Source organism: Mycobacterium riyadhense (assembly GCF_963853645.1).
Taxonomy (GTDB): domain Bacteria; phylum Actinomycetota; class Actinomycetes; order Mycobacteriales; family Mycobacteriaceae; genus Mycobacterium; species Mycobacterium riyadhense.
This window is the reverse complement of the sequence record NZ_OY970456.1, coordinates 6,020,415-6,032,816: the sequence shown is the minus strand read 5'-3', so window position 1 is coordinate 6,032,816 and position 12,402 is coordinate 6,020,415. Positions and strand designations below refer to the sequence as shown.

The 12,402-nt window shown below is 66.6% G+C and carries 6 protein-coding genes; all 6 read left to right on the top strand.

Translation table 11 applies throughout. The features are described from left to right. The first annotated feature begins 100 nt into the window (after positions 1–100). Positions 101–1,129, top strand: coding sequence for a diacylglycerol acyltransferase/mycolyltransferase Ag85A (ag85A, locus tag AADZ78_RS26580; RefSeq protein ID WP_085252522.1), 1,029 nt, complete (start codon positions 101–103; stop codon positions 1,127–1,129). A 198-nt stretch (positions 1,130–1,327) separates the two neighbouring features. Next, a complete protein-coding gene (locus tag AADZ78_RS26575) occupies positions 1,328–2,227 on the top strand; it encodes an esterase family protein (RefSeq protein WP_085252447.1) in 900 nt (299 codons plus the stop codon). A 139-nt stretch (positions 2,228–2,366) separates the two neighbouring features. Further along, positions 2,367–3,380 (top strand): cutinase family protein, encoded by a 1,014-nt coding sequence (locus tag AADZ78_RS26570; protein ID WP_085252446.1) that lies wholly within the window; start codon positions 2,367–2,369, stop codon positions 3,378–3,380. 296 nt (positions 3,381–3,676) lie between these two features. Then, complete coding sequence (gene fadD32, locus AADZ78_RS26565) at positions 3,677–5,566, top strand: long-chain-fatty-acid--AMP ligase FadD32 (RefSeq protein ID WP_085252521.1); 1,890 nt, start codon at positions 3,677–3,679, stop codon at positions 5,564–5,566. A gap of 10 nt (positions 5,567–5,576) precedes the next feature. Further along, a complete protein-coding gene (pks13, locus tag AADZ78_RS26560; RefSeq protein WP_085252445.1) occupies positions 5,577–10,844 on the top strand; it encodes a polyketide synthase Pks13 in 5,268 nt (1,755 codons plus the stop codon). Further along, positions 10,841–12,394: an acyl-CoA carboxylase subunit beta gene (locus AADZ78_RS26555; protein ID WP_085252444.1), complete on the top strand. Its 1,554-nt coding sequence runs from the start codon at positions 10,841–10,843 to the stop codon at positions 12,392–12,394. The genes pks13 and AADZ78_RS26555 overlap by 4 nt, the downstream gene beginning before the upstream one ends. Positions 12,395–12,402: the final 8 nt, after the last annotated feature.

Sequence of the window (12,402 nt, the reverse complement as noted above, 5' to 3'; positions counted from 1 at the left end):
CACGGGCACTGCAGGCGCTCAGCGCAATGCAGTCCGACCTAGTTCAGGGATGCGCCCACTACACCGGATGCGCCTAAACGATGAGGATGAGGAAGCAAGGATGAAGCTTGTTGACAGGTTTCGTGGCGCCGTGACAGGTATGCCGCGCCGACTCGTGGTGGGAGCCGTTGGCGCGGCCCTGCTGTCGGGTCTGGTCGGTGTCATCGGCGGCTCGGCGACCGCGGGAGCATTCTCGCGGCCGGGCCTGCCGGTGGAGTACCTGCAGGTGCCTTCCGCGGCGATGGGCCGCGACATCAAGGTCCAGTTCCAGAGCGGCGGGGCCAACTCGCCCGCGGTGTACCTGCTCGACGGCCTGCGCGCGCAGGACGACTTCAACGGCTGGGACATCAATACCCCGGCGTTCGAGTGGTACTACCAGTCGGGCCTGTCGATCGTCATGCCGGTTGGTGGGCAGTCCAGCTTCTACACCGACTGGTACCAGCCCGCCTGCGGCAAGGCCGGCTGCCAGACCTACAAGTGGGAAACGTTCCTGACTAGCGAGCTGCCGCAGTACCTGTCGGCCAACAAGAGCGTCAAGCCCACGGGCAGCGCCGCGGTCGGTCTGTCGATGGCTGCCGCGTCCGCACTGAACCTGGCGACCTACCACCCGCACCAGTTCATCTACGCCGGTGCGATGTCGGGTCTGCTCGACCCGTCCCAGGCGATGGGTCCTTCGCTGATCGGCCTCGCGATGGGTGACGCCGGCGGCTACAAGGCCTCCGACATGTGGGGCCCGAAGGATGACCCGGCGTGGGCGCGCAACGACCCGCTGTTGAATGTCGGCACGCTGATTGCCAACAACACCCGCCTGTGGGTGTACTGCGGTAACGGCAAGCCGTCGGACCTGGGTGGCAACAATCTGCCCGCCAAGTTCCTGGAGGGCTTCGTGCGGACCAGCAACATCAAGTTCCAGGACGCCTACAACGCCGGTGGCGGCCACAACGCGGTGTTCAACTTCCCGGACAGTGGTACCCACAGCTGGGAGTACTGGGGCGCGCAGCTCAACGCCATGAAGCCTGACCTGCAGCGCGTGCTGGGGGCCACCCCCAACACCGGTACCAACGGCACCGGTACCACCCAGGGCACCTAGTCCTCTCTAGGTCCTACGGCAACGACTAATGGCGGCGACCCCACGGGTCGCCGCCATTAGTTATTCGCCCGTTATCTCCCCTTTATCCCGTCGTGCGCGGTGTGGTTAGCTACCTTGCGGGTCGGGTCTTGCCGCAAGACGGACGCTGTGTGCACACAGCGCTACATATGGAAGTGCGCTACACATGGAGGTGGGTACATGAGGGGTCTGTCGGTGTCGCTGCGGCTGTTCTGCGTTGCCGTGCTATCGATCGCGTTGGGCGGTGTCACGGTGGCGGCGGGATCCACCGCCAAGGCCGCCCCGTACGAGACCCTGATGGTGCCCTCGGCGGCGATGGGCCGCGATATCCCGGTGGCATTCTTGGCCGGCGGCCCGCATGCGGTGTATCTGCTGGACGCCTTCGACGCCGCCCCGGATGTCAGCAATTGGGTCACCGCGGGAAACGCGATGAACACGCTGGCCGGCAAGGGGATCTCGGTGGCCGCGCCTGCCGGTGGTGCCTACAGCATGTACACCAACTGGGAGCAGGACGGCAGCAAGCAGTGGGAGACCTTCCTGTCCAGCGAGCTCCCCGATTGGCTGGCCGCAAACCGGGGCCTGGCACCCGGTGGCCATGCCGCCGTTGGTGCATCTCAGGGCGGCTATGGTGCGATGGCGCTGGCCGCCTTCCACCCCGACCGCTTCGGCTTCGCCGGTTCGTTGTCCGGGTTCCTGTACCCGTCGAGCACCACGACCAACGGTGCGATTCTGGCCGGCTTGCAGCAATTCGGCGGCGTGGACGGCAACGGCATGTGGGGTGCCCCACAGCTGGGCCGGTGGAAGTGGCACGACCCGTGGGTGCACGCCGGGTTGCTGGCGCAGAACAACACCCGAGTCTGGGTGTGGAGCCCGACCAACCCGGGGGCCAGCAATCCCGCCGCGATGATCGGCCAAGCCGGCGCGGCAATGGGCGACAGCAGGTCGTTCTACCAGCAGTATCGCAACGTCGGCGGCCACAACGGCCACTTTGACTTCCCAGGCGGCGGCGATAACGGCTGGGGCTCGTGGTCGGCACAGTTGGGCGCCATGTCCGGCGATATCGTCGGCGCGATCCGGTGAGCTGAGCCGCGCTGCATAGGTTCCTGCGCGGTCATCGGGACCGGTCGGGGCCGCGCAGCGAGCCGGTACCGTGTAGTGGAGTGCAGCAGAGGGCGGTGCAGCCACGCTGGCACCTAACTGACTCTGTTAGCAGGAGAACATGGCCAAGAACTCCCGGCGTCGACGACGCCACCGCATCCTCGCCTGGACCGCGGCTGGGTCAATGGCATGTGTCGTGGCGCTGGTCATTGTGGCGGTGGTGGTCATACTGCGCCGCCACGAGACCCCGCCCAGCGCGGTGCCGCCCGGGGTCTTGACGCCGGGGCCGACCACGTCCCACCCACGCAAGCCCCGACCCGCCTTCCAGGACGCCTCCTGCCCCGACGTGCAGCTGGTTTCGGTTCCCGGAACCTGGGAATCGTCGCCGACGGACGACCCGCTCAAACCGGTGCAATTCCCGAAGGCGTTGCTGCTCACTGTGACGGGCCCGATCGCCCAGCAGTTCCCCGGCTCGCGGGTGCAGACCTACACCGTTCCCTACACGGCGCAGTTCCACAATCCGCTGACCTCCGACAACCAAATGTCCTACAACGACAGCCGGGCGGAAGGCACCCGCGCGATGGTCCAGGCGATGACGGACATGAACAACAAATGCCCGTTGACCAGCTACGTCCTGATCGGCTTCTCGCAGGGCGCGGTGATCGCCGGCGATGTCGCCAGCGATATCGGCAACGGCCGTGGGCCCGTCGACGAGGACCTGGTCCTCGGCGTGACGTTGATCGCGGACGGGCGTCGCCAGCAGGGGGTGGGTAACGACATCCCACCCAATCCGCCGGGCGAAGGTGCTGAGGTGACCCTCCACGAAGTTCCGGTGCTGTCCGGGCTCGGCTTGACCATGACCGGCGCGCGGCCGGGCGGTTTCGGTGCGCTCGACAGCCGAACGAATGAGATTTGTGCGGAGGGTGACCTGATCTGCGCCGCCCCGCAAGAAGCGTTCAGTCCGGCGAACCTGCCGACCACGCTGAACACGCTGGCCGGCGGTGCCGGGCAGCCGGTTCATGCGATGTATGGCACGCCCGATTTCTGGAATTCCGACGGGCAGCCGGCGACCGAGTGGACATTGAACTGGGCGCGCGGGCTTGTTGAGAAGGCGCCGCATCCCAAACACGGGTGAAACATGGGTCCGACATGGGATGTGCTGGCGCTGTAGTGGGCGCTATCAGCGGTACCTTGTGATTTGGTCTGCCGCGCGCCGCCCCTTAACATTAAGAGATATTTAAGAGCATGTGGTGACCCGATCGGGTTGAAGCTGGCTCGAAGTGACCATTGAAGGGGCGCACGCCGCGAGCGTGCGCCTTTCAGGGCCGGTTTCGGGGCTGGTCGGCGTGCAGGTAGAACAGTCGGCGGAGCCGACACCGAGATGTGACCGGCGGCGAAGCCGACCGATGTGTTGTGACAGGAGAGGGCGGCATGGCGTACCACAACCCGTTCATCGTGAACGGAAAGATCAGGTTCCCGGAGAACACCAACCTGGTTCGTCACGTCGAAAAGTGGGCCAAGGTTCGCGGCGACAAGCTCGCCTACCGGTTCCTGGACTTCTCCACCGAGCGCGACGGTGTCGAGCGCGACATCTTGTGGTCGGAATTCAGTGCCCGCAACCGCGCCGTGGGGGCCCGTCTGCAGCAGGTCACCCAGCCGGGCGACCGCATCGCCATCCTCTGCCCGCAGAACCTGGACTACCTCGTCTCGTTCTTCGGCGCGCTGTACTCCGGCAGGATCGCGGTGCCGTTGTTCGACCCCGCCGAGCCCGGCCACGTCGGCCGGCTGCACGCGGTGCTCGACGACTGCGCACCGTCGACCATCCTGACCACCACCGACTCCGCCGAAGGTGTCCGCAAGTTCATTCGCAACCGTTCGGCCAAGGAACGGCCGCGCGTCATCGCGGTCGACGCGGTGCCCACCGAGGTGGCCGCCACGTGGCAGGAGCCGGAAGCCAACGAGTCCACCACCGCCTACTTGCAGTACACGTCCGGCTCGACCCGCATTCCGTCGGGCGTCCAGATCACCCACCTGAACCTGCCCACCAACGTGCTGCAGGTGCTGAATGCCCTGGAAGGTCAGGAAGGTGACCGCGGGTGCAGCTGGTTACCGTTCTTCCACGACATGGGCCTGATCACGACGTTGTTGTCGACGGTGCTCGGCCATAGCTTCACGTTTATGACGCCCGCCGCGTTCGTGCGCCGGCCGGGCCGCTGGATCCGTGAGCTCGCGCGGAAGCCCGGGGAGACCGGTGGCGTCTTCTCGGCCGCGCCGAACTTCGCGTTCGAGCACGCCGCGATGCGTGGCCTGCCCCGCGACGACGAGCCGCCTCTGGACCTGAGCAACGTCAAGGGGATCCTCAACGGCAGCGAGCCGGTGTCGCCGGCGTCGATGCGCAAGTTCTTCAAAGCCTTCGAACCGTACGGCCTGCGCCCGACCGCGGTGAAGCCGTCCTATGGTCTGGCGGAGGCGACACTGTTCGTCTCCACCACCCCGATGGACGAGGAACCGACGGTGATCCACGTCGACCGGGACGAGCTGAACAAGCAGCGCTTCGTCGAGGTCGCCGCCGACGCACCGAACGCGGTCGCGCAGGTCTCGGCGGGCAAGATCGGCGTCGACGAGTGGGCGGTCATCGTCGATGTCGACACGGCCAGCGAGCTCCCGGATGGACAGATCGGCGAGATCTGGCTGCACGGCAACAACCTCGGTGTCGGCTACTGGGGTAAACCGGACGAGACCTCCGAAACCTTTAAAAACATCCTCAAGTCGCGAATCCCTGAGTCACACGCCGAGGGAGCCTCCGACGACGGGCTGTGGGTACGCACCGGCGACTACGGCACGTACTTCAAGGGGCACCTCTATATAGCGGGCCGGATCAAGGACCTGGTCATCATCGACGGCCGTAACCACTACCCGCAGGACCTGGAGTACACCGCGCAGGAAGCGACGAAGGCGTTGCGCGTTGGCTACGTGGCCGCCTTTTCGGTGCCGGCCAACCAGTTGCCGCAGAATGTCTTCGACGACCCGCACGCCGGGCTGAAGTTCGACGCCGAGGACACCTCCGAGCAGCTGGTGATCGTGGGCGAGCGGGCCGCGGGCGCGCACAAGCTGGACTACCAGCCCATCGCGGACGACATCCGGGCGGCGATCGCCGTCGGGCACGGAGTGACCGTCCGCGACGTGCTACTGGTGCAGGCCGGCACGATTCCTCGCACGTCCAGCGGCAAGATCGGCCGGCGTGCCTGCCGTGCGGCCTACCTCGACGGCACGCTGCGCAGCGGCGTCGGTTCTCCGACGGTTTTTGCGACGGAATCCTGAGTAGGGGCCTATGTCTGACGTATCGGAATCCCAGGAGAACCTGCCCGCCAACAAGCCTGATATGACCATCGCCGAGATGCGGCAGTGGCTGCGCAACTGGGTGGGTAAGGCGGTGGGCAAGTCCCCGGACGACATCGACGAGTCGGTGCCGATGGTGGAGCTGGGCCTGGCGTCGCGGGATGCCGTGGCGATGGCCGCCGATATCGAAGACCTGACCGGCGTCACCCTTTCGGTCGCGGTGGCCTTCCAGCATCCGACCATCGAATCGCTTGCCACCCGGATCGTTGAGGGCGAGCCCGAGGTTGAGGCCGACGATTCCGGCAATGTCGATTGGACACGCAGCGGCCCCGCCGAACGTGTCGACATCGCGATCGTGGGCCTGTCGACCCGGCTGCCCGGCGACATGAATAGCCCCGAGGAGACCTGGCAGGCGCTACTGGAGGGCCGCGACGGCATCACCGACCTGCCCGAGGGCCGCTGGTCGGAATTCCTTGAAGAGCCTCGCATCGCCCAGCGGGTCGCATCGGCGCGCACCCGCGGCGGCTACCTGAAGGACATCAAGGGCTTCGACTCGGAGTTCTTCGCGGTGGCCAAGACCGAGGCAGACAACATCGACCCGCAGCAGCGGATGGCGCTGGAGCTGACCTGGGAGGCGCTTGAGCACGCCCGGATCCCACCGTCAAGCCTGCGCGGCGAAGCCGTCGGCGTGTTCGTCGGCAGCACCACCAATGACTACCAATTCCTGGCCGTCTCCGACCCGACGGTCGCGCATCCCTATGCCATCACCGGCACCAGCACCTCGATCATTGCCAACCGGGTCTCGTACTTCTACGACTTCCGGGGACCGTCGGTCACCATCGATACCGCGTGCTCGAGTTCGCTCGTCGCCATCCATCAGGGCGTGCAAGCGCTGCGTAACGGCGAGGCCGACGTCGTCGTCGCCGGCGGGGTGAACGCGTTGATCACTCCCATGGTGACCATCGGTTTCGACGAGATCGGCGCGGTGCTGGCGCCCGACGGCCGCATCAAGTCGTTCTCGGCGGACGCAGACGGCTACACCCGGTCCGAGGGTGCCGGCATGGTGGTGCTCAAGCGGGTCGACGACGCCCGCCGAGACGGCGACCAGATCCTCGCGGTCATCGCCGGTAGCGCGGTCAACCACGATGGCCGGTCCAACGGCCTGATCGCACCCAACCAGGACGCGCAGGCCGACGTGTTGCGCCGGGCCTACAAGGACGCCGGCATCGATCCGCGCAATGTCGACTACATCGAGGCGCACGGCACCGGCACCATCCTCGGTGACCCGATCGAGGCCGAGGCGCTGGGCCGGGTGGTCGGCAGGGGACGTCCGGCCGATCGGCCGGCGCTGCTGGGTGCGGTGAAAACCAACATTGGCCACCTGGAGGCGGCGGCCGGTGTGGCCAGCATGGCCAAGGTGGTGTTAGCCCTGCAGCACGACAAGCTGCCGCCGTCGATCAACTTCGCCGGCCCCAGCCCATACATCGACTTCGACGCGATGCGGCTGAAGGTCATCGACACGGTGGCCGACTGGCCGCGCTATGGCGGCTACGCGCTGGCTGGGGTGTCCAGCTTCGGCTTCGGCGGCGCCAACGCGCACGTGGTGGTGCGCGAGGTCCTACCACGTGACGTCATCGAACGGGAGCCGGAACCCGAAGCTGCGCTACCGGTAGCAGCGGCCCCGGCCGAGGCGGGCCCGCTCGAAAGCCACGCGCTGCGGTTCGACGAGTACGGCGAAATCATTACCGACGGCGCTGCGGCCGCAGACGAAGAGCCCGAGCTGCCCGGCGTGACCGAAGAAGCGCTGGCGCTTAAGGCGGCTGCGTTGGAAGAGCTTGCGGCACAAGAGGTTACGGCCCCTTTGATCCCGCTTGCGGTGTCGGCGTTCCTGACGTCTCGGAAAAAGGCCGCCGCCGCCGAATTGGCGGACTGGATGGAAAGCCCCGAGGGCCAGGCGGCGTCGCTGGAGTCGATCGGCCGATCGCTGTCGCGCCGCAACCACGGCCGCTCTCGCGCGGTGGTGCTGGCGCATGACCACGACGAGGCCATCAAGGGATTGCGGGCCATCGCCGAAGGCAAGCAGCGGCCGAACGTGTTCAGCGTCGACGGGCCGGTGACCAGCGGCCCGGTGTGGGTGCTCGCCGGGTTCGGTGCCCAGCACCGCAAGATGGGCAAGAGCCTGTACCTGCGCGACCAGGTCTTCGCCGAGTGGATCGAGAAGGTCGATGCGCTGGTCCAAGACGAGCTGGGCTACTCGGTGCTCGAGCTGATCCTGGACGATTCGCAGGACTACGGCATCGAGACCACCCAGGTCACCATCTTTGCGATCCAGATCGCGCTGGGCGAGCTGCTCAAGCATCATGGCGCCAAGCCCGCCGCGGTGGTCGGCCAGTCGCTGGGCGAAGCCGCGTGCGCCTACTTCGCCGGTGGCCTGTCGCTGCGCGACGCCACCCGGGCGATCTGCTCGCGTTCGCACCTGATGGGCGAGGGCGAGGCCATGCTGTTCGGCGAATACATCCGGCTGATGGCGCTGGTGGAATACTCCGCCGACGAGATCAAGACGGTGTTCTCCGACTTCCCGGACCTGGAGGTGTGCGTCTACGCCGCCCCCACCCAGACCGTCATCGGCGGCCCGCCCGACCAGGTGGACGCGATCATCGCCCGCGCCGAGGCCGAGGGCAAGTTCGCCCGCAAGTTCCAGACCAAGGGCGCCAGCCACACCCAACAGATGGACCCACTGCTCGGCGAACTCGCCGCCGAGCTACAGGGCATCAAGCCGATGAGCCCGACGGCCGGGATCTACTCCACGGTGCACGAGGGCAGCTACATCAAGCCCGGCAGCGACCCCATCCACGACGTCGACTACTGGAAGAAGGGGCTGCGGCATTCCGTCTACTTCACCCACGGGATCCGCAACGCCGTCGACAGCGGGCACACCACGTTCCTGGAGTTGGCGCCCAACCCGGTGGCGCTGATGCAGGTGGGTCTGACCACGGCGTCGGCGGGCCTGCATGACGCCCAACTGATCCCGACCCTGGCCCGCAAGCAGGACGAGGTCGAGTCGATGATCACGACCATGGCGCAGCTCTATGTATACGGCCACGACCTGGACATGCGCACATTGTTCAGCCGCGCGTCTGGCCCGGAGGACTACGCGAATATCCCGCCGACGCGGTTCAAGCGCAAGGAGCACTGGCTGCCCGCGCACTTCTCCGGTGACGGCTCGGTTATCGTGCCGGGCACTCATGTCGCGCTGCCGGACGGCCGCCACGTCTGGGAATACGCGCCGCGGGACGCCGACACGGATCTGGCCGCGTTGGTGAAAGCCGCTGCGACGCAAATACTTCCGGACGCACAGTTGAGCGCCGCGGAGCAGCGTGCGATGCCCGGTGCGGGTGCCCGGCTGGTGACGACGATGACCCGCCACCCCGGCGGCGCGTCGGTTCAGGTGCATGCGCGCATCGAGGAATCGTTCACGCTGGTGTACGACGCCCTGGTGGCCCGGGCCGGTTCCGAAGCGGTGCTGCCGACCGCGGTGGGCGCGGGCACGGCGATTGCGGCCCCGGCGGCGGTGGCCGCAGCGGCTCCGCCAACAGAGACAGTGGAACCCGAAGCCGAAACTCTGACGGACAGCCTGACCACCCGCTACATATCCGACATGGGCAGATGGTCACCCGATTCGGGCGAGACGATCGCCGATCGACTGGGCGCCATCGTGGGGGCGGCCATGGGCTACGAGCCCGAGGACCTGCCGTGGGAGGTGCCGCTGATCGAGCTTGGCCTGGACTCGCTGATGGCGGTGCGGATCAAGAACCGCGTCGAATACGACTTCGACCTGCCGCCAATTCAATTGACTGCGGTGCGTGACGCCAATCTCTACAACGTCGAGAAGCTGATCGAGTACGCGGTCGAGCACCGCGACGAGGTCCAGCAGCTGCATGAGCACCAGAAGACCCAGACGGCCGAGGAGATCGCCCGGGCGCAGGCCGAGTTGCTGCATGGCAAGACTGCCGAACCCGAGTCTCAGCCCGCGCCGGCGTCGGAAGTCCCGATCCCGCCTCCGCCGACGGACCCGTCAGGCCCGTCGGGCCCGTCCAGTTCCACCGGCAACGGACAGCCGAACCTGGCTGCCGCCGCGGAGGCGCTCAACCAGAAGGCCGTCGCCGAGGCACTGAATTCCGACGTGCCGCCGCGTGATGCCGCCGAGCGGGTTACGTTCGCGACCTGGGCGATCGTCACGGGCAAGTCGGCGGGCGGCATCTTCAACCCCCTGCCCAAGCTGGACGACGCGACGGCCGCCAAGATGGCGCAGCGGCTCTCCGAGCGTGCCGAAGGGCCGATCACCGCCGAAGACGTGCTGACCTCGTCGAACATCGAGGAGCTGGCCGACAAGGTACGTGGCTATCTGGAGGCCGGCGTGATCGATGGATTTGTCCGCACCCTGCGGGCGCGTCCCGAGAGCAGCTCCAAGGCCCCGGTGTTTGTGTTCCATCCGGCCGGCGGGTCGACGGTGGTGTACGAGCCGCTGCTCAACCGGTTGCCGGCGGACACTCCGATGTACGGCTTCGAACGAGTCGAGGGGTCGATCGAAGAACGTGCAGCGGCGTATGTGCCGAAGCTGATCGAGATGCAGGGCGACGGGCCCTACATTCTGGCTGGCTGGTCACTGGGTGGCGTGCTGGCTTACGCGTGCGCGATCGGGCTCAAGCAACAGGGCAAGGACGTCGCATGGGTCGGGCTGATCGACGCGGTGCGAGCCGGTGAGGAGATCCCGCAGACCAAGGAGGAGATCCGCAAGCGCTGGGATCGTTACGCCCGGTTCGCCGAGAAGACGTTCAACGTCACCATCCCGGAGATCCCGTACGAGCAGCTCGAGGAGCTCGACGACGAAGGCCAGGTCCGGTTTGTGCTCGAGGCCGTCAGCCAAAGCGGGGTGCAGATCCCGGCCGGGATCGTCGAGCACCAGCGCACGTCGTATCTGGACAACCGGGCGATCGACACCGCCGAGATCCAGCCGTATGACGGGCATGTCACCCTCTACATGGCCGATCGTTACCATGACGACGCGATCATGTTCGAGCCGCGGTATGCCACCCGCAAGCCGGATGGCGGCTGGGGCGAGTACGTCTCCGACCTCGAGGTGGTGCCGATCGGTGGCGAGCACATTCAGGCCATCGACGAACCGATCATCGCCAAGGTGGGCGAACACATGAGCCGCGCGTTGGAGGACATCGAGGCTGAACAGAGGGCCCGCAATTGAGCACTAAGACCACCGCCGAGCTGCTGGCTGAACTGCACGAAAAGCTGGAGTTGGCCAAGGAGCCTGGCGGTGAGAAGGCCGTCGCTAAACGGGCCAAGAAAGACATCCCCAGCGCGCGAGAACGTATTCACGCACTGGTGGATCCGGGCACCTTCCTGGAGATCGGCGCGCTGTGCAAGACCCCGGGTGACCCGAACGCGCTGTACGGCGACGGGGTGGTCACCGGGCACGGCCGGATCAACGGCCGTCCGGTGGCGGTGTTCTCCCACGACCAGACTGTGTTCCAGGGCTCGGTGGGGGAGATGTTCGGTCGCAAGGTGGCCAAGCTGATGGAGTGGTGCGCGATGACCGGCTGCCCGATCGTCGGCATCAACGACTCGGCGGGCGCCCGTATCCAGGACGCGGTCACCTCGCTGGCCTGGTATGCCGAGCTGGCCCGCCGCCACGAGATGTTGCGTGGCTTGGTTCCGGAGATCTCCATCATTCTGGGCAAATGTGCTGGGGGAGCGGTGTATTCACCGATCCAGACCGATCTGGTGGTGGCGGTGCGCGACCAGGGCTACATGTTCATCACCGGCCCCGACGTGATCAAGGACGTCACCGGCGAGGACGTCAGCCTCGACGAGTTGGGCGGCGCGGACAACCAGGCCCGGTACGGCAATATCCACCAGGTGGTGGAGTCCGAGGCCGGCGCGTTCCAGTACGTCCGCGACTACCTGTCGTTCCTGCCGTCCAACTGCTTTGATGATCCGCCGATCGTAAACCCCGGGCTGGAGCCGGAGATCACCCCGACTGATTTAGAACTCGACTCGATCGTGCCGGACGCCGACAACACCGCCTACGACATGCACGAGATTCTGCTGCGCATCTTCGACGACGGCGACGTCTTCGACGTGGCAGCACAGCGTGGTCTAGCGATGATCACTGCGTTCGCCCGGGTGAACGGCCGGCCGGTCGGGGTGATCGCCAACCAGCCGATGCACATGTCCGGGGCGGTCGACACCGAGGCCTCCGACAAAGCGGCCGGCTTCATCCGCTTCTGCGACTCTTACAACCTGCCTTTGGTTTTCGTCGTCGACACCCCAGGCGCCATGCCCGGGGTGCAGGAAGAGAAGAACGGGATCATCAAGCGCGGCGGCCGGTTCTTCAACGCCCTCGTCGAAGCCGACGTACCGAAGGTGACGATCATCATCCGCAAGGCCTATGGCGGCGGCTACGCGGTAATGGGCTGCAAGCAGCTGGGCGCCGACTTGAACTTCGCGTGGCCGACCGCGCGCATCGCGGTGATCGGCGCCGACGGCGCCGCGCAGCTGCTGATGAAGCGTTTCCCGGATCCGACCACGCCGGAGGCGCAGCAGGTCAAGCGCGACTTCATCGAGGGCTACAACCTCAACCTGGCGATCCCGTGGACCGCAGCCGAGCGCGGCTACATCGACGGGGTGATCCAGCCGCACGAAACCCGGCTGCTGCTGCGCAAATCGATGCACCTGCTGAGGGACAGGCAACAGTGGTGGCGCGTCGGCCGCAAGCACGGCCTGACCCCGATCTAGCCCGTCGC